22 protein-coding genes are annotated in these 25,657 nt (G+C 42.0%); 5 read left to right on the forward strand and 17 right to left on the reverse strand.

Annotation, left to right across the window (positions count from 1 at the left end; all coding sequences use genetic code 11):
- The first annotated feature begins 59 nt into the window (after nucleotides 1-59).
- Nucleotides 60-1,172 carry a mechanosensitive ion channel family protein gene (locus MSMAS_RS11075; RefSeq protein WP_048037713.1) on the forward strand — a complete coding sequence of 371 codons (1,113 nt, stop codon included), beginning with the start codon at nucleotides 60-62 and terminating at the stop codon, nucleotides 1,170-1,172.
- A gap of 351 nt (nucleotides 1,173-1,523) precedes the next feature.
- On the opposite strand, the gene MSMAS_RS11080 is transcribed toward MSMAS_RS11075, so the two are convergent.
- From MSMAS_RS11080 to MSMAS_RS11095, 4 genes are all read right to left on the reverse strand, one after another.
- Nucleotides 1,524-2,831 carry a phenylacetate--CoA ligase family protein gene (locus tag MSMAS_RS11080; protein WP_048037711.1) on the reverse strand — a complete coding sequence of 436 codons (1,308 nt, stop codon included), beginning with the start codon at nucleotides 2,829-2,831 and terminating at the stop codon, nucleotides 1,524-1,526.
- Entirely contained in the window at nucleotides 2,824-3,516 is a 693-nt protein-coding gene (locus MSMAS_RS11085) for an indolepyruvate oxidoreductase subunit beta (RefSeq protein WP_011034547.1), read from the reverse strand. The genes MSMAS_RS11080 and MSMAS_RS11085 overlap by 8 nt, the downstream gene beginning before the upstream one ends.
- Nucleotides 3,513-5,384: an indolepyruvate ferredoxin oxidoreductase subunit alpha gene (iorA, locus tag MSMAS_RS11090; RefSeq protein WP_011034546.1), complete on the reverse strand. Its 1,872-nt coding sequence runs from the start codon at nucleotides 5,382-5,384 to the stop codon at nucleotides 3,513-3,515. The genes MSMAS_RS11085 and iorA overlap by 4 nt, the downstream gene beginning before the upstream one ends.
- A 753-nt stretch (nucleotides 5,385-6,137) precedes the next feature.
- The gene (locus MSMAS_RS11095; protein WP_011034545.1) at nucleotides 6,138-6,815 is read right to left on the reverse strand and encodes a class I SAM-dependent methyltransferase; all 678 of its coding nucleotides are present in this window, start codon (nucleotides 6,813-6,815) and stop codon (nucleotides 6,138-6,140) included.
- A gap of 221 nt (nucleotides 6,816-7,036) precedes the next feature.
- On the opposite strand from MSMAS_RS11095, the gene MSMAS_RS11100 reads away from it, so the two are divergent.
- Complete coding sequence (locus MSMAS_RS11100; protein WP_015412689.1) at nucleotides 7,037-7,285, forward strand: hypothetical protein; 249 nt, start codon at nucleotides 7,037-7,039, stop codon at nucleotides 7,283-7,285.
- 412 nt (nucleotides 7,286-7,697) lie between these two features.
- On the opposite strand, the gene MSMAS_RS19260 is transcribed toward MSMAS_RS11100, so the two are convergent.
- Both MSMAS_RS19260 and MSMAS_RS11105 read right to left on the reverse strand, forming a co-directional pair.
- Nucleotides 7,698-7,853, reverse strand: coding sequence for a hypothetical protein (locus MSMAS_RS19260; protein WP_015412688.1), 156 nt, complete (start codon nucleotides 7,851-7,853; stop codon nucleotides 7,698-7,700).
- A 109-nt stretch (nucleotides 7,854-7,962) separates the two neighbouring features.
- A complete protein-coding gene (locus tag MSMAS_RS11105; RefSeq protein WP_011034544.1) occupies nucleotides 7,963-9,282 on the reverse strand; it encodes an NAD(P)-dependent malic enzyme in 1,320 nt (439 codons plus the stop codon).
- Between the two features lie 273 nt (nucleotides 9,283-9,555).
- Between MSMAS_RS11105 and MSMAS_RS11110 the strand changes: the two genes are divergently transcribed.
- Both MSMAS_RS11110 and MSMAS_RS19265 read left to right on the forward strand, forming a co-directional pair.
- Nucleotides 9,556-9,951 (forward strand): Mov34/MPN/PAD-1 family protein, encoded by a 396-nt coding sequence (locus MSMAS_RS11110; RefSeq protein ID WP_015412687.1) that lies wholly within the window; start codon nucleotides 9,556-9,558, stop codon nucleotides 9,949-9,951.
- A 444-nt stretch (nucleotides 9,952-10,395) separates the two neighbouring features.
- Nucleotides 10,396-10,569, forward strand: a complete 174-nt coding sequence (locus tag MSMAS_RS19265; protein WP_015412686.1) for a hypothetical protein — start codon at nucleotides 10,396-10,398, stop codon at nucleotides 10,567-10,569.
- A gap of 196 nt (nucleotides 10,570-10,765) precedes the next feature.
- Here the strand turns inward: MSMAS_RS19265 and MSMAS_RS11115 are convergent, their stop codons facing one another.
- Entirely contained in the window at nucleotides 10,766-13,585 is a 2,820-nt protein-coding gene (locus MSMAS_RS11115) for a PKD domain-containing protein (protein WP_048046560.1), read from the reverse strand.
- Nucleotides 13,586-14,059: 474 nt separating this feature from the next.
- Nucleotides 14,060-16,255 carry a CHASE4 domain-containing protein gene (locus MSMAS_RS11120; protein WP_048046561.1) on the reverse strand — a complete coding sequence of 732 codons (2,196 nt, stop codon included), beginning with the start codon at nucleotides 16,253-16,255 and terminating at the stop codon, nucleotides 14,060-14,062.
- Between the two features lie 101 nt (nucleotides 16,256-16,356).
- Between MSMAS_RS11120 and MSMAS_RS11125 the strand changes: the two genes are divergently transcribed.
- Nucleotides 16,357-17,661, forward strand: coding sequence for an ISNCY family transposase (locus MSMAS_RS11125; RefSeq protein WP_011032831.1), 1,305 nt, complete (start codon nucleotides 16,357-16,359; stop codon nucleotides 17,659-17,661).
- 424 nt (nucleotides 17,662-18,085) lie between these two features.
- Here the strand turns inward: MSMAS_RS11125 and MSMAS_RS11130 are convergent, their stop codons facing one another.
- The 9 genes from MSMAS_RS11130 to psmA all read right to left on the reverse strand — a co-directional run bounded on the left by MSMAS_RS11130 (nucleotide 18,086) and on the right by psmA (nucleotide 24,995).
- The gene (locus MSMAS_RS11130; RefSeq protein ID WP_011034540.1) at nucleotides 18,086-18,334 is read right to left on the reverse strand and encodes a KEOPS complex subunit Pcc1; all 249 of its coding nucleotides are present in this window, start codon (nucleotides 18,332-18,334) and stop codon (nucleotides 18,086-18,088) included.
- A gap of 110 nt (nucleotides 18,335-18,444) precedes the next feature.
- Nucleotides 18,445-18,918, reverse strand: a complete 474-nt coding sequence (locus tag MSMAS_RS11135) for an rRNA maturation protein (protein ID WP_011034539.1) — start codon at nucleotides 18,916-18,918, stop codon at nucleotides 18,445-18,447.
- Nucleotides 18,919-19,721: 803 nt separating this feature from the next.
- Complete coding sequence (locus MSMAS_RS18340; RefSeq protein ID WP_011021777.1) at nucleotides 19,722-19,859, reverse strand: DNA-directed RNA polymerase subunit P; 138 nt, start codon at nucleotides 19,857-19,859, stop codon at nucleotides 19,722-19,724.
- Between the two features lie 29 nt (nucleotides 19,860-19,888).
- Nucleotides 19,889-20,173, reverse strand: a complete 285-nt coding sequence (locus MSMAS_RS11140; RefSeq protein WP_011034538.1) for a 50S ribosomal protein L37ae — start codon at nucleotides 20,171-20,173, stop codon at nucleotides 19,889-19,891.
- 163 nt (nucleotides 20,174-20,336) lie between these two features.
- Nucleotides 20,337-21,137 carry an exosome complex protein Rrp42 gene (rrp42, locus tag MSMAS_RS11145; RefSeq protein WP_011034537.1) on the reverse strand — a complete coding sequence of 267 codons (801 nt, stop codon included), beginning with the start codon at nucleotides 21,135-21,137 and terminating at the stop codon, nucleotides 20,337-20,339.
- Entirely contained in the window at nucleotides 21,121-22,602 is a 1,482-nt protein-coding gene (gene rrp41 / locus MSMAS_RS11150; protein WP_011034536.1) for an exosome complex exonuclease Rrp41, read from the reverse strand. The genes rrp42 and rrp41 overlap by 17 nt, the downstream gene beginning before the upstream one ends.
- A 78-nt stretch (nucleotides 22,603-22,680) precedes the next feature.
- The gene (rrp4, locus tag MSMAS_RS11155; RefSeq protein ID WP_011034535.1) at nucleotides 22,681-23,463 is read right to left on the reverse strand and encodes an exosome complex RNA-binding protein Rrp4; all 783 of its coding nucleotides are present in this window, start codon (nucleotides 23,461-23,463) and stop codon (nucleotides 22,681-22,683) included.
- 11 nt (nucleotides 23,464-23,474) lie between these two features.
- Entirely contained in the window at nucleotides 23,475-24,167 is a 693-nt protein-coding gene (locus MSMAS_RS11160) for a ribosome assembly factor SBDS (protein ID WP_011034534.1), read from the reverse strand.
- Between the two features lie 78 nt (nucleotides 24,168-24,245).
- Nucleotides 24,246-24,995, reverse strand: a complete 750-nt coding sequence (psmA, locus tag MSMAS_RS11165) for an archaeal proteasome endopeptidase complex subunit alpha (protein WP_011034533.1) — start codon at nucleotides 24,993-24,995, stop codon at nucleotides 24,246-24,248.
- Nucleotides 24,996-25,657: the final 662 nt, after the last annotated feature.

Genomic DNA, 25,657 nt, shown 5'->3' on the forward strand with positions numbered 1-25,657 from the left:
ACAGTTTAGATATTTTGAAATCAATATTTATTTAAGTCATCCTGCCAAAGGTTGAGGGCATGGAAACCCTTGAAACCCTGGATACATTAAATAACAGTACCCTGGATGCGATAGAAACCCCTGATTCTATTGCAGAAAATATATCCTATTTAGACAGAGTACTGCAGAATACATTCACATGGTTCTCGGAAAACCTGGATACGATGTTATTCGTTATTTTTATAGGAATGGCAACCATCCTTGCCGCAAGAACCATAAACAACTTTTTGACGAGATATTATGAGAGAGCAAGCAGCCGACTGCATATTGATATCACAACTTTCAGGATGTTCAGACACATAGTGGTTGCAGCAGTCTATTTTATAGGACTGGTTGTTGTAATATTCCATATCCCAAGCCTGCGCAGTCTCTCGATAGCGATGTTATCAGGTGCCGGGCTCGCTGGAATAGTAATCGGTTTTGCAGCCCAGAACACTCTGAGCAATATTATTGCAGGGATTGCCCTTGCTCTATTCCAACCTTTCAGGGTCGGAGACAGGCTAACTATTATGAACGAATTCGGAAAGGTTACGGACATTAACCTCAGACATACTGTAATTCTAACATGGGATAACAGGCGCCTTATCATCCCCAATTCAGTAATCAGCAGCGAGGCAATAGTTAACTGGACAATAGAAGACCCTGCAGTTATCTGGCCATTAGATGTAGGGATCAGCTATGACTCGGACATCAGCCTGGCAAAGAAAATAATGGTCGAAGAAGCCAGAAAGCATCCCAAGGTTATGACTCCCCAGATCCTGGAGTACAGCGTTGTGAAACCCGGTTTACTTAAATCCGAGACTTTTGCAAACGGGCTCATGAACCCGTCCGTACTCCATGCTGTAGACCCGGATTTCAGGGAAAGAGGGCAGGTTAAAGTATACGTGACAGAGTTTGGAGATTCTGCAATTAATCTTCGCGTGAATATGTGGTTTAAGGACAGGAGTGACGCATACGGTGCGGGGTGCGAAATCAGGGAAGCAATCAAAAAGCGTTTTGACGATGAAGGCATTGAAATTCCCTATCCTTACAGGACCATTGTGTACAAAACAGATATTGAAAATGAAAAGATCTCTAAAAAACCTTCCCCGGCAGAAGAAGCCAAAAAGGTCTCGGGAGAACAGGCTAACTGAAACCGGCGAGAAAAAACTCGCCAGCAGCTCAATAAAAGGCTAGAGTAACTGGAAAGTATTACGAGTCGATCATGAGTTGATATTCAGGCAATCATACAGGGTACAAAACAGGGAAATAAAAAATAAGATAGTAGAATGAATAAAAAAGAAGCCATAAAAATCGCTAAAAAACAAGTTAAGGATAAAGAAATGTCAAAGATAAAAGAATTCCATAGATGAATGTCAAAAATAAAGGAATTCTATAGATAAAGAAATTCTATAGATAAAGGAATGTTAAAGATAAAGGAGTTCTATAGATAAAGGAATGTTAAGAGAGAAATAAAGTAAGAAAAGCTAAATGGTGAAAGGAATTTAAAGCTCCCTTTCATCAATCACTCTTTTTGTCTTTTTCATGCTTCTTGGAAGCTCCCCAAGCTTCACGCCCATGATATCCACAGTTACTCCGATAAAATCCTTGAACGCTTTTCCAAGGGCTTTTTCAGTTTTTGCTTTCTTTGCAGGGTCTTCTGCCCCTTCGATTTCAACCCTGAAAGTCATGCTGTCCCTGCCGTCTTTACGGGTAAGGAGGATCTGGTACTCACTGCTCACCCCGGGAACTTTCTGGATGATATCCTCAATCTGTCCGGGATAGATATTTACAGCCTTGAATTTTATGCGGTCATCAGACCTTCCGAGAATCCTGTCTATTCTGGGGAAAGGGCAGCCACATTTGCATAGCCCCGGGATTATGCGCGTCAGATCTCTTGTCCTGTAGCGGATCAGGGGAGCGCCTTCTTTAGTAAGCGTGGTGATAACAAGTTCTCCAAGGGTGCCGTCAGGAAGCTGCTCGCCGGTTATAGGGTCGATGATCTCAAAAAGCAGGTTGTCAGACCAGTAATGCATACCTTCATGGTAAGAGCAGTCAAGGGCAATTCCGGGACCATAGATTTCTGTCAGCCCGTAGATGTCAAAGGTCTCGATTCCAAGTTCGTTTTCGATTCTGCTGCGCATCTTTTCGCTCCAGCGTTCCGATCCGATAACACCTGTTCGGAGATGGATCCGGTCCTTTAAGCCGCGTTTTTCGATCTCCTCGGCAAGCAAAAGAGCATACGAAGAAGTGCTTGCAAGAGCCGTGGTCTTCAGATCCACAAGCATCTCAAGCTGTTTTTCAGTATTTCCGGGACCTGTGGGGATCGCCATCGCTCCGAGGCGTTCGGCTCCGAGCTGGAACCCTATCCCTGCAGTCCAGAGCCCGTACCCAGGAGTTATCTGGATCCTGTCCTGGTTGGTAAGCCCTGCCAGCATATAGCAACGCATCATAAGCTCTGCCCAGGTATCAACATCGTTTCGGGTATAGGGAATAATGACAGGCTTGCCTGTAGTTCCAGAAGAAGAATGGATCCTGACAACCGCAGAGTCAGGCACTGCCTGCAGACCAAGAGGGTATGCATCCCTCAGTTCTTCTTTATGAGTAAAAGGAAGGAGTTTCAGGTCTTCGAGAGACTTTATTTTTTCTATGTCCACGTTTGCTTCCCTGAATTTCTTCTGGTAAAACGGGCTGCCCTGAACTACACGTTTAAGCAGGTCCTTCAGTTTTGCAAGAGTATCTTCTTCCGAGAGTTTGGGATTGTAGAGCTGGACATCAGGATCGAGTTCAGACTCCAGGGTTGCTTCATACATTTGATTTCACCTTCTGTTTCCCGTCCTGAGACGTGGAGATTAGCTTGATTTTTTTGACAGCTTCTTCAAAAGCAGCCCTGTTTACAGCCCTGTGTTTTTCAGGAATTTCAGCTTCCATTAATGCCAGGACGATTTCTTTTGAAAAAGGTAATATGCCCATACCCGCAGCCGCTCCAATCATTGCAACATTGGCAGCTCTGTATGTCCCTGCTTCTTCTGCAAGCCTCGTGAAATCCAGGCAGAAGAAATCAGGAAACCCTGTTTTCAGGTAAGACAGCAGAGCCCCGGGATTATATTCAGGGCTTCCGGGAGGCTTTGATGCAGGTGGTATGGCATGAGAGTTTACTATTATTTTTCCGCCTTCTTTCAGGAACGGGAGATTCCTTATGGTTTCTGCGGGTTCAAGCCCTATGAGCAGGTCTGCCTTCCCTTCCGGGATAAGGGAACCTGAAATCTCGTCTCCTATCCTGACATGGCTGCTCACAGAACCCTCCCTCTGGGACATGCCTATGGTTTCGGCAGTACTCACACGGAACCCGGCTTTCATTGCAGAAAGTGCAAGAATTCGGGAAGCAAGCACAACCCCCTGCCCTCCGACCCCTGCAATAAGGATATCGTATTTCATTCCTGCAGGTCTTTTTGTCCCTTCCGCAGTTCTTTCAGAGATTGTTCCTTCGTCCTTCATTTCTTCACCCCGGTTTCTATTATGGCTCCTGAAGGACAGACCTGTGCACAGAGCCCGCAGCCGCTGCAGCTGTCCTGGATGACAGGCTTTTCTTCTCCCGCAGGAAGGAAAAGAGCAGGGCAGCCGAGCTGCTTTACACAGAGCCCGCAGCCTGTACAGCTTTCAGTATCAATTTCGAAGCGTATTACGGGTTTTGTAATCCCCACGCATTTTCCTTTAAACACGACTGCGGAAGGACCTTTAAATTCCACGGCTTCTTTTGCTGCCTCAATGCAGCCTTCAAGGCTATTTTCCAGGCTGTCTATGTCCACGGACCTTACAAGTTCAACCCCACAGCTCCGTATCACATCGGAGATGTCAACGGCTTTTGACGGGCTTCCAAGTACGGTAACTCCGATTCCCGGATGAGTCTGGTGTCCTGTCATGGCAGTCGTGCGGTTGTCAAGGACTGCAAGGGTAACATCGGATCCATTGTAAACCGCATTTATCACAGCCGGGATGCCTGAATGGAAAAAGGTCGAGTCCCCTATGAAAGCCACCTGCTTAACCCCGGGATTCGCACGGGAAAGGCCTCCTGCGATGCTCATGCCCGCCCCCATGCAGAGGCAGGTGTCAACCATATTGAGAGGGTGTGCGTTTCCGAGGGTATAGCAGCCGATATCCCCGGAAAAAATAGTCTCGACCTGAAAATCCTTTTTAAGCTGCTTTGAAGCCTGCTTGAAAGCATAAAAAACAGTCCTGTGCATGCAGCCGGCACAGAGGGTTGGAGCCCGGACTGGCAGAGGCGGGAGCCCACTTCTGGGAATTGCAGGGGCAGAATGGGATAGTCGAGAAGTTTCCCCAAGTTCTGCAAGCACTTTGTTTATGCAGTCAATGATAATATCAACGTTATACTCTCCGCTCACCGGGAAAAAGCCGTTCTTTTTTCCGTAAACATCAGCAGGCAGATGAGCCCTTCCTATGAGCTGGAGTGCCTGTTCTTCAAGGTAAGGGTCAAGTTCTTCGACCACTATCAGTTTTTCGATCCCCTTTAAGAAAGAAAGGGCTGCCTTTTCAGGAAAAGGATAAACTGTCCCGACCCGGAAGAGAGTGAAAAGCTCTTCAAAACCCTTTACAGCTTCCTTTACATAGAGGGCTGAAACCCCTGAAGCCATGATCCCTATTTTCCCGCTTCCGGAAACGGAATTGTACTTAAGCTCAGAAAAGAGGTCCGAAAGCTGTACCTGCACATTTTCAAGCCAGGGGTGACGCTCTGCAGTGAGCCTTGGAAATATCGTCCAGCGCCTGTCCTTTGTAAAACCTTCACAGAAAGCTTCAACAGGGGAAGGTTCGGAATTTAAAAGTTCAACATCCCCACTGCTGTGGGAAACCCTTGTTGTGGTCCTGAGGATGACGGGGACTTCAAACTGGTGTGAAATTTCGAAAGCCAGCTTTGTAAGCTCGTAAGCTTCCTGAGGACTTGCAGGGTCAAGGACGGGTATATTTGCAAAATGCCCGAAAGACCTTGTGTCCTGTTCGGTCTGGGAAGAATGGGGTCCCGGGTCGTCTGCGACAAGCAGGACAAGAGCACCTTTTACTCCGATATAGGTCAGGCTCATAAGGGGATCGGATGCAACATTCAAACCAACCTGCTTCATTGTCACAAGAGCCTTTGCTCCGGAGTAAGCCGCCCCTGCAGCCGTTTCCAGTGCAACTTTTTCGTTGCTCGACCACTCGGCATAGACCCCGCATTTTTCGGCGTGCCGGGCAATCGTTTCCAGAGCTTCGGTCGAGGGTGTGCCGGGATACCCTGTAACTACCTGGACTCCTGCTTCTATAGCTCCAAATGCAATGGCTTCATTACCCATTAACAGTTTTTTTTCAGTCAAATAAGCTCATCTCGGATTGTGGGTAATATTTAATGAAATGTATAATTTAGACAGACCTCAAAAGAAATAAAATGAGGTTGAATACAAACCTGAATTCCCAAATGATATGATAAAACTGTTTGAGAATTCGAAAAAGATTTTAAGGAATTCTTCCACCGCTTTCGCTGCGGGAATATGATGTTCATCTATGTACAATGCTGTGGGAAGAAGTACGTAGAATTTGAATATAAAGTTTTTGTTTTATGAGGTTAAGGGGTTATCAAATTACACTTATAAGTATGAAGTTGTTTATGAATATATGATAATTATGAATATGTCAAAATTCAATCTAATTTCGTAAGACCCGAACTTAAACCATATCAACCTTACAAAATGAAGTTATTTAATGAATTATTTTAAGAGGTCCTTAACCTGTTATCTAAAAAACAATTAACATTAAAAAAACGAAGGAAGTATAAGCAATTACCAGATCGCTGGCAAAATAAATCGATGTGCTGAAAAAGAAAGTCGAAGCGCTTAAAAAGACCCTGAAAGAAGATTAACATGTGAGAAACAAATGTTTTTTCTTTAATCCTTTAACCCTAAAACTTAATCCCTGACATTATGACTTGAAAATTTTTATAATTTTAAACTGACTCCCAGACCAAGATTCCCAAGTTTTAACCATCTTCAGTATTATACGATTTTGAATCGTTTGTAAACGGTTATATACGACATTTTAACGCTGAAGCGATACTAATTATAATCCTCTGTTTACACAGTTTTTCTCCCGAACATCACTGCAAACTGGTAATATTTGTAAATACAGCTCACATCACGGAAACCTGCTTCTTTAAGCCAGTTAAGCTGCTGATTCATTTCTATATCTTTATCAAGCTTTGACCTTTCATAGCCAGCAGCTATTTCCTCTTCTGTCAGGCCGCTATTTTCGACATACTGTCTCCAGATTGTCTTATTCAGGTTTTCTATGAAAGCAGTTTCTCCGTGTACCAGATCCGCATTAATAAAAATCCCGCTTTCTTTAAGAATGGAATAGCTTCTTTTGTAAAGCTCTTTTTTATCCTCATCTTCAAGATGGTGGATGGATAAGGCTGAAACTACCATATCATATTTTTCTTCGAAATCGTATTTTGAATAATCTGCTTCAATATATTTTACTTTTAAATTGCCCCTGAACCTGTTTTTTGCAATTTCAAGCATTTTTTCCGACATGTCAACGAGGGTAAACGTTGCCTCAGGATATTTTTCCATCAAAAATGCCGATAAAAGTCCAGTTCCAGCGCCCAGGTCCAGTATATCAGGGTTTTCCGTATCCACCGATGCTATGGACACGGATACTCCATAAAAATCATCGAAGCACGGTATAAACTTCCTTCTCTGTTCATCATACTTTCCTGAAACAGCATCAAACTTTCTCTTAATTTCGCTCATTTTTTCTCCGCTTTCTCCGGGTTTTGAACTCAGGAACGAATCTTCATTTTTTCACTCATTTTTACCCATTAATACTACCGCATACAATTAATTCATTTTGACATATCAACCGTGACTGCAAATAAATTTCAGCCCCTAAAAACTGATATTTAACTGATATTCGTACATCTCTGCAGGGCTCAAAAAATAATTTATTTATATTTTGCGGCAATGTTACAGTCATGCACTGCGAAGATAAAACGGCAGACAGTGCCGATAAGAGTAGAGAGTTTGGCGTACTGGGAAATGTCCTGATGGAACTGCAGAGAGAAGAACTTGAGGAAATTGACACATGCCTTGAGGAAACCCGGAAAGCCGGCGTGACACAGAATACTGCGGAGATATTGGCAGAGATCAATGCATCATTAAAAGAGATTGCTGCGACGCAGAAGAAAATACTGGAAGAACTGCAAAAAAACAGGACAGATTAAGTTCCATTTCATTTTTCCCAACACTTTAATGCTGCTTTAGGTCCACAATTATATTTTGGGCATGGGTGGATTGGAATAAAACAGGTACAAATTCACAAAAAACCTCTGGACAGGAGGTCAGCCCGGGGAATGATTTCCAGAGAAGTGATTCCGGGTGTGGGGGATTATGAAAGAGGTTTTGTCCAACATAGAGAGATTTTCACATACGATTGCTCCCCACAACCCATTAAATATAATGCATCAGTTGTATTTATACTTCACTTATGAAAGGAGAATCTACACGCCGTTATTCAGGCCGGCCTGCTGGTCAAAGCTCAGCATAGATTATTCCTGATGGGCAGACCATCAATCAAGCCGTAAAAGATGTGGGAGGTTCAGGTCAAAGATTTCTGCTTACTCATTTAAATTCTGATTATTCTTTCAGTTTCATGGGCTCTCCGCAGCAGTCAATATCACCCTTACAGCCCATGGAGCAGTGTCCGTCTCCGCACTGATTGACCACTTCAAGTTCGAGCCCGCATTTTTCGCAGACAAGAATCTGGCCCTGTTTTAGATTGGTGCAGTTCACTATTATCCCCTCCGGATATTTGACAGAGAAAATATGTAATTTAGGTTAAAATCGGTTTTGAAACAATAATCCTGAAGATTGGTCCGGAGACTCAGAGGATAAGGTTGGTTCAGAAAGTCTCTTCGAGTCTTTTTCTTGCCGCACAGCTTTCAAGGGAAGCGGATGCAACCGCTTTTGCAACTGCAGGGACCACGTGTTTGTCAAGAGGGTCAGGGATTATATGGTCTTCCGAAAGCTCGCCTGAAGTCACAACATTTGCAAGGGCATGGGCTGCTGCCATTTCCATTTCAGGGGTTATCTTCCTTGCACAGGTTCCGAGAGCTCCTTTAAAGATTCCAGGGAAACTCAGGCAGTTGTTCAGCTGATTTGGGAAATCCGACCTGCCTGTAGCAACAATTCTTGCCCCAGCCCTTTTTGCAGCCTCGGGCATGATCTCAGGAACAGGGTTTGCCATAGCCATCACTATTGCATCTTTAGCCATGGAGCGGACCATGCTCCCGGTTACTATCCCTCCAACCGAGACCCCTATAAACAGGTCAGCCCCCGGAAAAACTTCTTTGAGCTCTCCTTTTAACCTCTCAGGGTTCGTAATCCTGGAGATTTCGTCCTTGATAGTGTTCATGCCCTTTTCCCTGCCTTCATACACAATTCCCTGGCTGTCGCAGGCAAGGATTTTTGCAGGATTTGCTCCCGCCCGGACAAGGAACTTTAAAATTGCAACCCCGGCAGCCCCGAGCCCTGAGATTACTATTTTTAGTTCTGCCAGATCCTTTTTTACAATTTTAAGGGCATTAAGGAGCCCGGCAAATACGACAATGGCTGTACCGTGCTGATCGTCATGGAGAACAGGGATTTCAAGCTCTTCCCTGAGCCTTGCTTCGATTTCAAAACAGCGGGGGGCACTGATGTCTTCAAGATTGATCCCTCCAAATGCCGGAGCCATGTTTTTTACAGCTTTTATAACCTCTTCTGTGTCCTGAGTGCCCAGGCAGATAGGAAAAGCGTCTATTCCGGCAAATTCTTTAAAGATTATAGCTTTTCCTTCCATAATAGGTAGAGCCGCATAAGGGCCAATGTTCCCAAGCCCGAGTACAGCTGACCCGTCAGTCACCACAGCAACTGTATTTTTCTTGAGGGTATAAAGGTAAGCAAGGTCCCGGTTTTCCCTGATTTTCCGGCAGGGTTCGGCAACTCCGGGAGTATAAGCAACGCCGAGGTCATGAATTGTACGGAGGCGGACTTTGCTTGCAACTTCAAGTACACCTCCAAGTCTCCTGTGCATTGCAAGCGATTCCTGATAAAGTGAAGCATGTGTGCCATCATCTGGTTCAATATCCTTTTCAGTTCCCTGCCCGGAGGCTTTTTGTGAATTATATTCAGAGTTTTTCTCAGTCTTTTCATTCAGACCTCCATCAGGGTCTGAAACCAAACGAATATCTCTAATTTTAATAACCCCCTGCAGATATAACAGACTTCATTCAGGACTTTTAGACTCCGAAACCTGATTTTAAAACCTGATTTTAATACATGATTTTAATACATGATATAAAAATATGGTTTTGAAACCTGATTTTAAACATGATTTGACAGATATCTTTCTGTGTAATAATCTATACAGACAATAATAAATCCAGTGGTAAGAATTCAGAAGCTTAATTTCTTTCCAGAAAAAGATATACCTTTGAAGGAGAAATTAACCTGCATGCAGGTAAAAGGAATTGCCCGTGATACCCTTGATTTTATCCTTGAAGCCAGCAGGTCAATGGCTCCCGAAGAGTTTGCCGGACTTTTGCAGGAAAAGGACGGAATAATTACCGAGGTGCTTATCCTTCCCGGAACTGAATCAAGTGATACAAGCGCAGTTCTAAGGCTTTACATGATGCCAAACATGAAAGCAACAGGTTCTGTCCACAGCCATCCCGGGCACAACAGGAGTCCCTCTGAAGCCGACCTTCATCTCTTTTCGAAAACAGGAAACTGCCATATCATAGTGGGCAAACCTTACAGCAGGCAAAGCTGGACCTGCTATGACAGGAAAGGAAAGATAAGAGATCTTCCTGTCCTTAATATAGAGTTTGAAGAGGACGAGGAGATTTGAGGGTAAAAGAGTTGAGATAAGAAAATTGAGATAAAAATTGAAGTAAGAGAGTTGAAGAAAAAATAGAGGAAAAAATTTGAGGTAAAAAATTTGAGATAAGAAAATTGAGGTGAGAAGTTGAGGGAAAACATTCGAGGTAAGAGAGTTGAAGTAAAAAATTGAGGCAGCAATTTGAGGTAAAATGTCTATCACCGAAACAGTATTAAACATTTCTTTTGTGAAAATTCCCGAAAGCAGCATTTTTTCCAGAAAATGTCTTTAACCCGCCGCCTGTCTGCTTTATTGCCTACCAAAAACATTTTATTCACATATACACATTATTTATGGGATACATCCTTCACCTTTGTTCAAAGGCAGATATTTTAACTTAAAGGTTGTATCCGGAAAATATATCTGGAGTTCAAGATCCAGATAGCCTTCACATATCTGGAGGTAGTAATCCTAATGCCTACATGCCAAGACTGCAGATTTTATACGGCTATTGATGAGATAAAAGGCGAATGTTTCAGCCTTGGATTTGAAGTACGCGGGAAAACCGATTCCAAGAAGTGCCCGGAGCGGGCTTTCAGGCCAAATAAAGGTCCCAAATCGAAAAAAGCCGGAGCGGCAAGGTATTAAAATGAATAGCGAATTGGGGACGAAAAAAGCTCGGTTAAATGAGGTAGAAAGTGTAAAAGTACATTGATCGAGCTTCTACTGGAAAAATACCGGAAAGCGCAAAAACCTTTTTTCTGCTTGCCGGAATCAAACGAAACTCAGGTTAAACCCTGTTCAATATTTTTCTTTTTCGCTCTGTTTTTACTTTTAATTTTATTTAGATGTGGTTTTCTGCGGAAACCGTAATATATTCAGGTATGGTCTTTGTGTTGCTGCTGTTTTCATTTGTTACTGTAAGGCTTACGTCATACTTTCCGGGTTTGGTAAACGTGTGAGTTGCATTCAGGGCGTGTCTGGAATAAATACCGTCTCCGAAATCCCATAACCAGTAAACAGGTTCTCCCGTACTTCTGTCGGCGAATAATACTTTTAAGGGCGAGTTTCCTGAAGTGGTATTTGCAGAAAAGTCAGCAACAGGTGCTTTCAGTGAAGGTTCCGCTTCTGAAACTGTACACATGTAAATGTCCTTATTTGTTACATATAAATGATCATTCTGTTTGTATTCGTTGCGACAATCCGTCCAGACTATCCTATCGCCATAAATTGCAGGGTTTAATTGCGCTGAGTTGTTTGAAGTAATCCGGGTTTCCACATGAGTGGAAAGATCATATATGTAAATATCAGGATTATTATTCCGGCTATCGACCCATGCTATTTTATCACCATAGATGGCAGGATACTCCTGGGACCCTTTGTCAATTGTGATTCGAGTTTCCCTGGAAGTTGAAATATTGTACATATAAATATCCCAGCCTCTATTGCGCCAATCTGCCCACACAATTCTGTCTCCGTATATATCAGGAGAATACTGATCCGAATCATCATCAGTGATCTGGATTTCCCTGGAAGTAGAGAGATCGTACATGTATATATCGGTAGGGTTATGGCCATCTCCATTGCGAGAATCCTGCCACACTACTTTATCTCCATAGATGGAAGGATCACCCTGATAAGATTCGTTTGTGGTTATCCGGGTTTCTTTTGATGTGGAAAGATCATATATGTAAATATCTGCTTTTCCGTTGCGAATATCTGTCCAGACTATCCTGTCTCCGTAAATATCAGGACAGAAAGCCTGTCCGCTGTCAGTAATCTGAATTTCTGTTGACGTGGAAAGATTATACATGTGTATATCGGCTTTATCCCAGACACCGGGAATGGTACTCCTATATTCCTGCCACACTACCCTATCGCCATAGATTGCAGGTCCAGTAGCTGTATTATAGTAGGTATCATTAAAAGTAATCTGAGATTCCCTGGAAGTAGAGAGATTGTATACGTAAATATTATAATGCCCACCCAGGTCATCAAAAAATACTATATTATCCCCGTAAATGGCAGGGCTCGTCTGATTGGATTTGTTTGCTGTGATCTGAGCCTCCGTGAGAGTATATTGAGGCCTATCGGATGCTGTGATTGGATATAGTTTCGAGGAAGTCCCGTTTGCGTTGTTTACGGTCAGATTGACAGTATAGGCACCGGATACCGGGTATACATAAACAGCGGTTTTATCCGTGGAGTCAATGACTCCGTCATTATCGAAATCCCAGACCCCGGATGTTGAATTTTGTGAGTCGTCCGTAAACAGGACAGAAAAAGGTACGTAACCGTCAGTTGCATTGGAACTGAAATCTGCAACAGGGAATACTGGTTGATCCTGCTCGGATATGGAGACAAGAGGAAGATAATCAATATCATACGCATTGACCGTGTATACGGAGTCACCGATTCCATCCCCGTTCCAGTCGTTACAGTTTTGAGAAAAACCGGTTCCATCAGGCTTTGCCCAGAAATTGCCGCCAAGGCAATGTCTACCTAAAATATTAGGATCCGTGGTTTTTGTGGTATTCAGTTCAATAAAATTTGCTCTGACTCCATTATTTACTGGTATTACAGCATAATAGTTGTCTGTATAGTTGCCTGTATCGTTAAAGAAACAGATATCATTATTAAATATATTATTATAAATCTGGAGGGTTCCATTATATGGCTCTTCATGGACCCCATAGGGAATCAGTTTTACATAGATTCCATATTGCCTATTTAGCTCGATTCTGTTACCGGTTATCAGATTATCGGAAGGATGACCTTCGAATGATATTCCTATATTGTTTTTTGAAATTGTATTATTTGAAAATACATTACCCCCTGACTCTCCAGCATAGATTCCGTAGCCATTGGAAGTCAGGGTATTATTGTAAAATTCGTTATTTCCCGTGAGCCAGCCCAGAAAGATGCCATAAGTGCAATTTACAATAGTATTATTTTCAACCTCATTGGAAGATTCTGTAAAGACAATTCCATAACCACTAAGAGTTCCATTTGAAATATAATTGTTGAGAATATTACATCCGTAGCATTCAGACACTCCTATACCACCATTCAGGAGTGAATTATTTAATAAAATACAATTAGAATATACATGAGAAGCAGTGATATCTCCATTAACGACCAGATTGTCAGAGATTAAAAAATCAGAAGGTTCATCAATATCATACACATGGATACCTGAATTTAAAATCACATTTTTTTCAATACTGGAGTTGTAACACCTTCCACTTCCAGCTACAATTCCCGATTCCAGGATGTTATTCTTAACGGTACAATTTGCAATATTATCATACCAGAAGTCACTTTTATGACCCCGTAATCTTAACTGTTCACTTATCCTGAGTCCGTTAACAGTAGTGTTATTTGCGCTTATGTTAAAAGCCCTTACAGTAGTATCTTCCGGATGTTCAGATTCAGAAAGGACACTTATATTATCTATCAATATATCCAAACTCTCATTATAGAAACCCGGATAAACAATAATTGTGTCTCCTGAAGATGAACTATTTACTGCTTCCTGAATTAATATGTAATCCGCTGAACCATTATCATCTACCGTAATTTCCCTGCCGGATGCAGGAATACAAAACACAATCGTAAGAAAGGTAATAGCCACTAAGAAGATAGATAATTTATTTACCCACACCTGTTACTTCCCCCTGAACCGGAAATATAAAAAATAAATCGTATAGAATTCTGAAATTTAGATATTTAAGAACTAATAGAACTTATTTTTTAAGGACTAATAGAACTTATTTTTTAAGGACTAATAGAACTTATTTTCTGGAATTATATAATACTAATCTTTTATTCTGGAAAATTGTAGCAGGTTAAAAAGTTATATTATATTTAAATCATTAAAAGGCATTATTTCGAGTTTTACTGATTTGTGTCCCTATTTTTGCATTATATAAGGGTCCTGAATGCTAAAAACGTAATTTTTAAATATATTTTTACAATATATTTAAAAATATTATCCTCTGCCAGACGCATCCGGTAACATTTCGACTCCTTAAATACTATTTTGTCCTTTAAACGTGCAGGGAACCATTGATAAGATCCAGTGGCATAAGTAAAAATTAATTATCCGTTTTGTTTTTTCTTATCTGACCCTGCCTTCTTAGTCTTTTTTATTACCATCAATAGGAATAGCAAATGCAAAGGTACTTCCCTCGCCTGGTTTGCTCCTGAACCAGACATAACCGCCATGCAGGTTTACTATCTGCTTAACTAAAGAAAGGCCAAGTCCCGTACCCTGGAATTTCTTTGAGGAAAAAGCAGCAACCTGGCTGAAGGGCTGGAAAAGCTTATGCTGGTCTTCGGGTTTTATCCCGATTCCAATGTCCGTCACTGTTGTTTCTAAGAACTCTCCTTTTCTTCTCGCCTCAATCCTTACAGGATTATTTTCAAAAGAGAACTTTATGGCGTTATCCACAAGATTATACATAATCTGGACAAAACGTGCTTCATCGGCACAGATAGTTGTAAGGTCCTTATTCACATTGATTTCAATTTTTATATTTTTGCGGGCTGCAATAGGGGAAAGAAGGCTTTTTACCGAATTCAGCCTGTCGGCGAGCTCAAACTCCCTGTAATCAAGTTCCATCTTTCCGGCTTCTACCTTGGAAAGGTCAAGAATGTCATTTATCAGGTTGAGAAGATGTTTTCCGCTCTTTGAGATATTGTTTGTATACTTTAGCTGCTTTTCATTCAATTTCCCGTAAATCTGGTCACATAAAAGGTCCGAGAATCCTATAATCGAGTTAAGTGGAGTCCTCAGTTCGTGGCTCATATTTGCCAGAAACTCGCTTTTGGTACGGTTCGCAATTTCTGCTACCTGTTTTTCCTGGAGAAGTTTTTCGATTGCCTTTCTTTCAGTAATGTCCCTGAAAGTGCCCAGAATGCCTATGATCTTTCCACTGTCGTCGGTTACCGGAATAGCCTGAACAAACCAGTAAGTTCCGTTCTCCAGGGAAAACTCCCCTGACTCTTTATTCCCTGAATTAAAAATCTTTTCAAGCTGCATATGCCCGAAAAGGGATCCATTTATATCCGGGGTAGTTTTAACGCACATTCCTTTTGCTTTTTCAAGGTCAATTTTCATGTGTTCCAGGGCAGCTTTGTTTGCCCAGATAATTTTAAAATCGGGGTCCACAAAAATAGCCAGTTCATTTAAAGAATCCAGAAGGACTTTCTTTTCCCTCTCCTGTGATTTTAACTCCTGTTCTGCAAGCTCTATTTCACTTAACATCCCATTTATTTCCCTGGAGAGGCGGTACAGCTCATCATTGCCTTCGAGAGGCAGCCTTCTGGAAAGGTCTTTCTCCGATCTGACTTTTGTAACAAAATTATCAATATCAATCAGTCTTGAAACGAAGAAATTATCAAGAGCAAACTTAACCCCCACCCCTGTAACAAGCCCGGTTAGCAAAAGGAAAAAATACATGTAATTCAGAGTATTTTCGTTGTTCAGGTACAGGATCCTTGGGAAATCAGTTCTGATAATAACAGCGGATTTACCCGAGATATCCATTAGCCCAAAATAGCCTGCTATAACCTCCTTACTGAGGGGTTCTACAATGGTGCTGTCCGGGGCCTCTGTAAATTGTTGAAATTTTCCTTGAAAATCAGGAGGCAAATCCTCATCAACCCTTAAAATCGAAATAGAGGAGTCAGTATTTTCTTCGGAACTGAGAACGTCATCGTCGAAATACTTCCCGAAGACCAGCGTACCTTTAACAGGTCCTTCATATTTTGTTGTAAGGATCGGATGGCAGGAAATAAACATTGGGGCTTCATCAAGCAAAACATAACCGCGGATAACATCATCCTCTGATTTTATTGAAAGCTGTCCGCTTTCGACAAGTTTGAGCAGCTCTTCAGGTACCGGTTTCTCTTCCACCGTGCTGAAGTTTATCGATTTTGCGTATACAAGCGAACCTGTCTCATTAATAAAAAGCATGATATTTACTTTGACTCCGGCAAGCGTCTCGTTCTGAAGGTTCACGTTTATATATTCCTGATTCCTGTCCTCAATGAAACGGTAGGTATCGTCCCAGCATGCCCAGTCCTGAACCATGTTGTCGAGATACCCCTGTTGGGTGTAAATTGCGTTCTGTAACCTTTCAACATCATTTAATGTATCTGCCTCTTCAAGAGTTAAAAAATTTGAAAGTTGCATATTGTAAGTAAGCGCAAATGATGTAATCAGAACGGCAAAAATTAAAAGTGTTATTATGAAAATTTTTTTACTAATATTTATTCCAAACACCCCGGACTGCAGATAAATAAACGTGAAAACAATATTTAATAACATTAAAAAGGACTCAGTTCCAAAATCTAGTGATAAAAGTAAATGTAACATCACTACACAAAATTATAATTCTATAATTATGTAATGATGTTACGGCACAAATAATGGTAACTATAAACCTTACTCTTAATAACTTTTCGGAGCTCCCTGCTCTTTTAGACGTTTTTGGTTGTTTTGGAAACGATTACGAATACACTACACAAGGAATTTTTCGTAGAAAAATTCCTCCAGCCTGTTCTATTTGTAGTACTCCAATGGTTCATAATGGCTATAATCCCCATACCAAACAAGGTCTTGGAGAAATCATCATTGGTCGATATAAATGCTCAAATTGTGGTAGTACACACGAAGAAGATCATAGCTTTTGGGAAGATCTGAAAGCTTTACTTTATGATTCATTCAATGATTTCTTCAAGTTACTCAGATACCATAACGTTTCATATGAAGGAATCTCTGATATAATGGACTTCATCTATCCAAGATCAAGAAGCACTATTTTAAGAGCATTCTACAAAGAAATGGAACAGGAAACTGTTCCATTTTCAGAAAATATACATATGGTACACTATGACGAACAACATCCAAAAGAAGGACGCTGTCAGAAATACCGTTTAACCTTACTGGACGCAAAAACTCAAACAACAATAGCAGATGACCTTTTTGATGATAAGAGTCCAGAAACAATCAAGGAATTTCTACGGAAAAATCTTGATGCATCAGAACCTGTGTTTATCGTTACGGATTTTGATAAGAGATACCCTGATATATTAAAGGAAATTTTTGGAGATAAGTTAGTGCATCAATATTGTTTGATGCACTTAAACAAGCTTATAGTTAGTGATTTTCCAAAAAATACAACCATTGAACAGGAACTATTGAAGTACAGGTTATTGAATATATTTTACAATCGAGAGAATGAAATTAAATTTTTGGAAGAACTTCAATCTGAAGAACTCAACGTAATTAATAATGAAGAAAAACATCAAGAATGGAGTAAAAAAGCAAAAAAGGAATTTAACCAGTTTAGACGTAAATTAAAGCTTGAAAGAAGACGAAAAAAGGAAAATCTTCCACTTAATAGTCTTGAAAAAGCAAAACATAACTTCGATAAATTAATGGAAAATATAAGAACATACGATCAAACGATTCAAAAACGATTATGGATGATCAATAAACACTGGTTAAATCTTACTTTGTTCCATTATCTTCCAGGAGCGCCAGCGACAAATAACCCTATCGAAAGCTATTATTCTAAAAGTCTAAAAACTGATAACAAGAAGCAGTTCAGGACTGATAAAGGAATTGGGAACCAGATTAAACTTACTCAAATGAGAAGATTAAATTTGCTCAAGAAACCACAAAAGTCATTTCTGGAATTGTTCAGATTATTTAATCCATTTAAGCTTTAGTAATCTATTTTGGGATAGGAGTTAAGGATTATGTAGCGGAGCGTATCGATTTTAGGCAAAAAATAAAGTGAAAAATTAAAGGAATAAAAGAATTCTTTGGCATTCATGCCAAAGAAATTGTTTCTCAAGGATTATTACAGTTTATTTGGCCAGTTAGCAGAGAAAAGTGAAGATTTAAGGAAGGAAAAAATGAGAAATCACTAAATTATGAAATTGTGTCTTAAAAAGGAAATATAAGTATATAATATTACGTTGACATTATGAAGAAATTATAGAAAAGTTAATATTTATTCTGTAATTTAAGACTTATTATATTATAAAATTTTAAAAATAGACTTAAATATTCTTTAATAAAAATTTAATAATATTCTGGATTTTATTCTCAAGAACTTAATCTGCCAGCGTGGAGGCATTGTAAAAACACTCACCGGGCTTCAGATGTGACCTCAAGGACTTCCTGAGCAATCTGGATAAGCCTGAACCATGTGTTGAGGGCGGAGCGAAGGGAGACCGTATCTTCGGCTTTAACAGTAAGTACAAGTTTGTTTGAGTCTTCAAGGGTCAGCCCTATTTTTGACCTTTCAGAGAAACTTTCATTAAGTTCCGGAAGGACGGCCTGATAGATCTGTTCGGCAGTATCGGTTTCAAATGTAAACTCTGCGGAAAGTTTCATAAAATTTCTCCTGGAAAGAAGCTAAATAAAAAATCCTGATTTTTAAACTATTAATCCACGGTTCTTAAAATGGCTCTGCTTATAACTTAAGGGTTGAAAAAATTATTCTCTCAGTACTTTTTGAAACCTTTAATGTTAAATTTAAAAAGGGACTTTCCGCTGCCCATAAAATCAATCTCCTTATCTCCTATTGCCATCACAAGAGAATTTTGAGGAAGCTGAACGACCCTGTCACTTTCGACCCTCTCAAAATGGAAAAAAGACTCAAGAGCTTCAGCAATCTCTCCTTCGCCAGTGAGCACCGGAAGAACATCCGGAAACCAGTAAGAATCGATTTCCTCAGAATACCGGTCCGAAAACCTGATGGAAAAAAGAAGCTTTCCTTCATTGTCGTGAAAACTGAGCTCCCCCGGATTTCCGTGGTACTCCCCAACGACTATGAAGGTATTTCCTTCTGTAAAATCCAGAAGTTCCTGCATGCCCATTTTTCCCCGGGAAATGCATCTGCTGGCAGTAAAGCGTGAAAGAAGCTTGCAAAGCGTCCGGCTTTTTGCAGAAGGTTTGCGAGAAGTAGTAACTAGCATATTCCCCTTGATGAAACCGGGAGTATTTTGCACTTTCGCTCCACCTGAAAATCATCCGGACCGGAAGCACATGCTACAGGAAGGAGAATATAAAAAGGATTATAAAGAAAAATCACAGTTCAGTAGAAACTCTGTAGCTTTTTTTCCGACATCTAAAATCAGTTTCGTAAGGAGAGACATATTCCATTATTTTCTGGCAAAATCCGTAGGATCTGTTATACTTTTCACATTCTCCACACGTTAATGGCGTCTTGTCCGTTATTTCGCCCCCTTACATTACTTCAACTCATAACTTTTTTAATCATTTTGGGGATATTTACCGTTTAGGGATATTCACCGTTTAGGGATATTCACCGGGTTTTCCGTGCTGTCAAATTCTTTGAAATAAGTTTTACGTAACACATTATTATTTTTAAATTTCTCCGTTTTTATCCAGATATGCTGTTATCCTGTAAGAGACGACATCTTACTTTAAGTATTATTTTTTATAGTTATATACTTATCTATAATGTTTCTCATAGAGCCGACCTCGAAACTAATATTACATGAGAGCTGGTCCTAAAACTTAAAAATTGCTTATTCAGAAAACCTTAATTTCTTCCGAGATACGACATGGATTAATGAATTAACGTCTGACAGATTGACAAAAATAGTAAATTCAGAACAAAAAAGTCAAAATAGAAGTAGGTATGTACTGTCCGGACAGGAAACATCTGTTTTTGTCCGTCCAAGTACTTAAAAATTGTTTTTTATCCAGACAACCAATTTGCGTCTTATCCGGCAAGAGGAGTAACTAATACTCCTTATTCTGCCTTTATGCGTTTGATAGTTGTAGGACGCTCTTTTACCAGGATTCTGTGTCCGCAGTACGGGCACCTTATACCTGTGTACTCGTAGTCAATTTCCACTTTCTGTTTACATCGAGTGCACTTATATCCCATACAACCTCACGTACCTGAAAAGTGTCTGTTTACTTTGCCTCAGCAACGTTCTTCATTGTGCGCAGCAGGGTCTGACCAACGCTCGTATATGGGATGTAAGTCCCGCCAGCGAAGGTGTGTCCGCACTTGCTGCATTTCCAGATCCCTGTTCCAATCCTTCCCACTGTCGGGCGGGCACATTTGGTGCATACATGCGGGGCTCGCATGCGTTCTTCCAGGTCTGCGACAAGCTTTCTGTCTTTTCTCCCGTACCTGGGACCAAACCTGCCTGCAGATCTGGAAATTCTTCCTTTCTTAGTGAACTTTTTTGCCATCGTTATAACTCCTAAAATGTACTGTTAAGTCAGAAGGGATAGAACCGGGTCTCTCCGAGGGCAGGTCAGCCCTGAGATATGGGGTTCTTTTATCACCTTATAGACGTGCACTTAGACCGTAATACAGGCATTTAATATTTATATTTAATTAATCCTGCCTGATTTATTCACTTTTTGCGAGCCCTTCAAGGTAGAGCCCGCGGATTTCGGCTGCCTTTTCAATTGCCATATCTATAGCTTCGAAGAGCTCTGCCTCTGTAAGGGGGACAGGACCCATTTTCTGCATGCCTGCAACAGACCCGTCAGAACTTGAAACTATTGTCAGTTTCGTTTCGCAGACTGCTTCCTCATCAAGCGAGGGGTCAACCATAAGTTTTGAGCCGATCTTGGCAAGTGTTATGCCGACAGGCATCTCTTTCATAGCAAGGGGCACGTTCTCGCCAAGTCCCTGCTGCTCGTTCGGGACCATGGTGGTCATGAGGGCTGCAATTGCAGCGAGACAGGATGCATCAATGATATTTCCGTCGTTATTCAGGATATGGACGTCTATAAAGACAATCCAGACGGATTCTCCAACCGTTATGCAGAGCTTCTTTATATCAATTGCGCCTGATTCCCTGATCCCCCTGTCAACGACCCTTGCCATTTCGATTGCATCTTCTCTCGGTGGCCCGGGCTCAAACTCAGGAGAAGCTATGGGGTTAAGCTCAAGGTTGGTAATGATCACGCCTTCGTCCTGGGAATCCGGGAACGGGGTTCCAGTCTGAAGTTTCACACCTACAAGCACCTGAGTGTTTCCGAGGGTGACCTTTGCAGAACCTTCTGCTTTGGAGATAACATTTGTTTCGAGTTTGAGTTCCCTGAAATCTTTAAAGCCGCGACCGTCCTGGCGCTTATCTTTGATCATCAGGTTGTAAATATAATCCTTCTTAAGTGTGGCTATGATTTCACTCATCTTTTTCACCTCTGGTTCCGGCTTCAGAGGGATCTTTTACTACCTTCCAGGGACCTTCGGATTTTTCCTCCTCAGGCTCTTCTTCAGCTTCTTCAGCCTCAGTGGAAATTTCCTCTGCCTCAACCTCAGGTTCGGCCTCTTCTTCAGCTTCTGCTTCAGCCTCAATATTTTCTTCTTCTGATGCAGCAGTTTCCTCAATTTCGGCTTCTTCTTCCAGCCCTTCTTCGGTAGCTTCCTCAGCTTCAGGCTCAATTTCCTCTTCTGCTTCTATGGAAGCATCTTCTTTTTCGAGCCTTGCTTCAATTTCGTCAAACTCTTTGAGTTCAGGTGCACATTCTAAGGAGGCTTCGAGTTCAGTCTCTTCTTCAAGAGCTTCCTCTTCAAATTCCTCTTCTTCAAGCTCCTCTTCTTCTTCCTCGAGCTCCTCCCCCAGATCTTCCTCCAGGTCTTCTTCCAGGTCTTCTTCAGGTTCAGCTTCTTCCTCTAAAGCTTCCTCTTCAAATTCCTCTTCTTCGGTTTCGAGATCTTCCTCAGATTCTTCAAGTTCCTCTTCGATCTCTTCTTCGAGCTCGTCTTCAAAGTCGGGAATTACCTCACTGGCAAGGATTTCAGCTTCAACTTCTTCTGAAATCTCTACTTCAGGTTCTTCTGCTTCTTCAGGAGTTTCTTCAACAATTGCAGCTACAGGGGAAGGTTCCAGCACTTCTTTTTCGGCTCCCTTTTCAGGGGCTGTTTCTTCAGAAACTTCTTCAACAGGGGTTTCAAACTTCTTTCTCAGGACTGCCTGCTGGATTTCGAGGATTTCCTTACAGCCTTTCTTCACGAGTTCCAGGCCCTGCTTTATTTCATCAGGAGTAAGGTTCCCATCCATCTGGATCAGAGTAATCTCTCCGTCCTGTGTCATTGCTACAGGGAAGTCAGCCTCTCCGTAGTTGTCCTCTTCCTTATTAAGGTCAAGAACAATCTTTCCGTCAACTTTCCCGAAAGCGCACGAGGTAATAAGTCCTTTCATAGGAATTCCGGCGTCTGCAAGGGCTATGCTTGAAGCATTGATTGCTGCTGTCCTTGTCCCTGCATCTGCCTGGAGAACTTCAACAAAAATATCAATTGCTGTTTTCGGAAACAGCTCAGCCATTATCACAGGCTCGAAAGCTTCCCTGGAAACCTTTGATATCTCGATGCTCCGCCTGCTTGGCCCCGGACGAGCACGGTCTTCTACAGAGAATGAAGCCATATTATATCTGTAACGGATAACTGCCGAATCCGCACGCTGGCTACGGCGGGGATGAGCCTCCCTGGGGCCAAACACGCCTACAAGGATCTTATTCCTGCCCCATTCAAGATAACATGAACCATCAGCTCGCGAAAGTACACCGACTTCAATTTTCATGGGCCTTATCTCATCCGCACGTCTCCCGTCAAGGCGCAGCCCATCGTCGGTGATTAATGTTAGGTTTTCAGGTTTATTACTCATACTTTAATCTCCAAACAACTCCTAAACCAAAATACTCTAGAGAAGCTTACCTAAAATTCTCCTGACTCTATCCGGAAATCAATTCTTGGGGTCCAGCAGTACATCGATCTTCCGGTATATATCCTCGGAATGATCTTCCTTTGCCACACTCACATCCGTCTTTTCATTTTTTAAAAATTCAACGGGCTTGGACTCTTTCTCTTTCATCCGTTCATTTTTCAAAAAATTGTAGATCCGGTCTGTCAACCCGGAACGCTGGGCTTCAGCTTCGATTTTCCGGAGAGCCTTACTCAAAAGCTCTATATCCTCGTCCTTCCCATCAATCCATATCCTGCCGTTCTGACCTACGAAAATGCTGCAGTTTGTCTCTTTCTTCAGCATTGAGATCATGGAACCGCCGTGTCCTATTACACGGGGAACTTTCACAGGCTCAACCTCAACAATCTGGCCTGTCCTAAGTTTATGAAGGTTCGGGTCTCTCAGGGCAAGCTCGATTTTCATGGAGCTGTCCACATCTCTCACCCTGAGAATAACAGAGTCGCCTACGTCCAGAATTTCAGGCATTTCCCGGGATTCGACTCGTCTCGGATACTCGGACACATGAAGCAAACCGTCATAAGGAGCTGCAATATCCAGTATCCAGTTGGATGGAGTAACCACAATAACGACCCCTATCACCACATCGTTCACCGAGGGGATATACGCTCCCGCAAGTGGGATCACTCCAACTTTATCCTCTTTGAGGCTTTCAATGCCGCAAAGCGAAGAATAGATTTTGTCGTTCTTGACATACGTCCCGTATCCGGATTTTTTTACATCATCGGATAACAGGTCACCAGGGATCACTATTTTTTTATCCATCCAACATCCTCTTATAAAAGTTTAGTCTGAGCCTCTCCCTTTGTGAGATGATTTATAAGAGCGTAAAAATCAGTCTGGACTCCCGCAGGAATCCTTACCACTGCAATCCATGAGCCGTCACGCTGCCATTCTTCCTTTGTGATGGTTCCGGCTTTGGAAATGTCTCCGTATGCCTTTGGGGCATATTCGGGAGGGATTTTTACAGCAATACTAATTTCTTCAAAACGTATAGGGATGAGCGGGCGAATGGCTTTCATCGTAATTGCTACCAGCTGATCCACGCTTTTTAAAGGGTCTATGTGCACCTTTGCCTCCTCCATCGCTCTCTCTATCCTTGCGGGAGGGTGAGGTGCTCTAGTTTGAGGGTTTATAGCATTTCTGGAAATGGTATAGATAACCTTTTTCTTTTTCTCTTCAAGCATTCGTTTTCTCTGCTCAGCGGTAAGCTGGAGCTCTCCGCTCTTCAGGATAACGGCAGCAATCTCAAAGGGATCGGTTGTTTCAAAGGAATTGATTATATCGGACTCCGCTGCCCGATCTCCTCTGTTTGCATCTTCGAAGATAGTTTCAACTGCCAGAATGTCTTCGAGGTTTACTTCTTCGCCTCGTTTATAGGCCAGAGCCCCTTCGGGCTCGACCAGGACTTCGAAATGTTTACTGCCTCTTTTAAGTCGAGCAGTCACTGCCTCGTCCAGGGACACCATTTTCGAATACCTTCTCTAAAATGCAGGGTTTGAGAATCAGAGTTTTCTGATTACTCATTCTCTAAATATTTATAGGTTTTATTCTTTGTTCTCATTTCCTTTGTGTTTCTCAAGGATCTGATGAACATAGTTCTCAACTTCTTCAGGACCTAATTTCCTGAATTTCTTATCCTCAAGGGACACAACACCCACTTCAAGAGTTCCGGCATCGAACTTGCCTTCAGCAGCTTTATAAAGAGCATCCATCCCGAGAAGGATAGCAGCATCAATGTTCATATCTTCCCTGTAGTCTGCCTCAAAGACCTCGACGACTGCATTTCTGCCTGCGCCTATGGCTGTTGCCTTGTACTCAAGGAGAGCGCCGCTCGGGTCAGTCTCAAAAAGCCTTGGCTTGTTGTCGTCCACGCCTGCAATCAGGAGTGCGGTTCCGTAAGGGCGAACCCCTCCGTACTGGGTGTATGTCTGCTTGTGGTCACAGATTTTCTTGGAGATAACCTCCACACCAATGAGTTCGTCATATGAAACCCTGTTTACCTGGGCTTCTACACGGGCCCTGTCAACAAGAGAGCGGGCATCTGCCACAAGCCCTGAGGTTGCGGCTCCTATGTGGTCGTCAATCTGGAATATTTTTTCGATTGATTCGGCTTCCACAAGCCTGCTTGTTATTCGCTTGTCAACCAGCAGCACTACCCCATCGGCTGCCTTGATTCCTACGGCTGTTGTTCCCCTTTTGACCGCTTCGCGGGCATATTCTACCTGGAAAAGTCTTCCGTCAGGGCTGAAAACCGTAATTGCCCTGTCATAACCCATCTGTGGTGCCATCTGCATATTCCGTATCTCCTTGCCTTAATTTATATTCCATATTGTTTCAATTTTTCCCGGCCAGAAACCGGTTATTTTTCCTCAGGGATCTTAAATCCGCAGAACCGTGCGCTAAACCACCGCATGCCCAAAAAAGGCTTTGGTCAGTAAGCATTATATCTGTACGGATATCCTGAAAGTTCAGGAGAGAAAGTCCCGGACCCAGTGTTCAGGTAAGGAAACAGATTTTTGATTCCCTATAACGTATTTCTCCCTTATTAGAGTTTTTAGCATATTATGCGGGACTTTTTATCCTGAACCGATTTTTTGGACGAAGCCAGCGGAAAATACCCCGAATACAGGGATTTTAAAGGCACTTTTACCCTGTAAAGCACGTTTTCCTGGTATAGCCCGGATTACGCACTTAGGTTAGTTTTTTATGATTTATTACAGAGTCTGAAGGTTCATTCCAATGTTAACTATATCCGTAAATAAAGTGTATTTACTCAGTTATAACGCTTATGAGAGTCAGGGACTTTTCTGGCGCCTAATGCCAGATTTGAAACGTATAAGGAAGAATATCCCCCTGCAGCCACCCTGAACCCGGATAATGGAACGCCCTTAATCCAGACTCCCGGATTACCTGCGCACAAACTACTGAAAGTCTCTGTACAGCTGTTCTTCTGTCA

Source organism: Methanosarcina mazei S-6 (assembly GCF_000970205.1).
Taxonomy (GTDB): Archaea; Halobacteriota; Methanosarcinia; order Methanosarcinales; family Methanosarcinaceae; genus Methanosarcina; species Methanosarcina mazei.

Bases quoted from the DNA above. Each gene is read 5' to 3' on its own strand.
- MSMAS_RS11110 (WP_015412687.1), top strand. From the start codon at position 9,556: ATGCAGGTAAAAGGAATTGCCCGTGATACCCTTGATTTTATCCTTGAA.
- MSMAS_RS11095 (WP_011034545.1), bottom strand. From the start codon at position 6,815: ATGAGCGAAATTAAGAGAAAGTTTGATGCTGTTTCAGGAAAGTATGAT.
- MSMAS_RS11140 (WP_011034538.1), bottom strand. From the start codon at position 20,173: ATGGCAAAAAAGTTCACTAAGAAAGGAAGAATTTCCAGATCTGCAGGC.
- MSMAS_RS11125 (WP_011032831.1), top strand. From the start codon at position 16,357: ATGGTAACTATAAACCTTACTCTTAATAACTTTTCGGAGCTCCCTGCT.
- MSMAS_RS11130 (WP_011034540.1), bottom strand. From the start codon at position 18,334: ATGAAACTTTCCGCAGAGTTTACATTTGAAACCGATACTGCCGAACAG.
- rrp4 (WP_011034535.1), bottom strand. From the start codon at position 23,463: ATGGATAAAAAAATAGTGATCCCTGGTGACCTGTTATCCGATGATGTA.
- MSMAS_RS11100 (WP_015412689.1), top strand. From the start codon at position 7,037: ATGCACTGCGAAGATAAAACGGCAGACAGTGCCGATAAGAGTAGAGAG.
- MSMAS_RS11080 (WP_048037711.1), bottom strand. From the start codon at position 2,831: ATGTATGAAGCAACCCTGGAGTCTGAACTCGATCCTGATGTCCAGCTC.
- MSMAS_RS18340 (WP_011021777.1), bottom strand. From the start codon at position 19,859: ATGGGATATAAGTGCACTCGATGTAAACAGAAAGTGGAAATTGACTAC.
- MSMAS_RS11075 (WP_048037713.1), top strand. From the start codon at position 60: ATGGAAACCCTTGAAACCCTGGATACATTAAATAACAGTACCCTGGAT.
- MSMAS_RS11085 (WP_011034547.1), bottom strand. From the start codon at position 3,516: ATGAAGGACGAAGGAACAATCTCTGAAAGAACTGCGGAAGGGACAAAA.
- MSMAS_RS11120 (WP_048046561.1), bottom strand. From the start codon at position 16,255: ATGTTATTAAATATTGTTTTCACGTTTATTTATCTGCAGTCCGGGGTG.
- psmA (WP_011034533.1), bottom strand. From the start codon at position 24,995: ATGCAGATGGCACCACAGATGGGTTATGACAGGGCAATTACGGTTTTC.
- MSMAS_RS19265 (WP_015412686.1), top strand. From the start codon at position 10,396: ATGCCTACATGCCAAGACTGCAGATTTTATACGGCTATTGATGAGATA.
- MSMAS_RS11160 (WP_011034534.1), bottom strand. From the start codon at position 24,167: ATGGTGTCCCTGGACGAGGCAGTGACTGCTCGACTTAAAAGAGGCAGT.
- rrp41 (WP_011034536.1), bottom strand. From the start codon at position 22,602: ATGAGTAATAAACCTGAAAACCTAACATTAATCACCGACGATGGGCTG.
- MSMAS_RS11135 (WP_011034539.1), bottom strand. From the start codon at position 18,918: ATGCTAGTTACTACTTCTCGCAAACCTTCTGCAAAAAGCCGGACGCTT.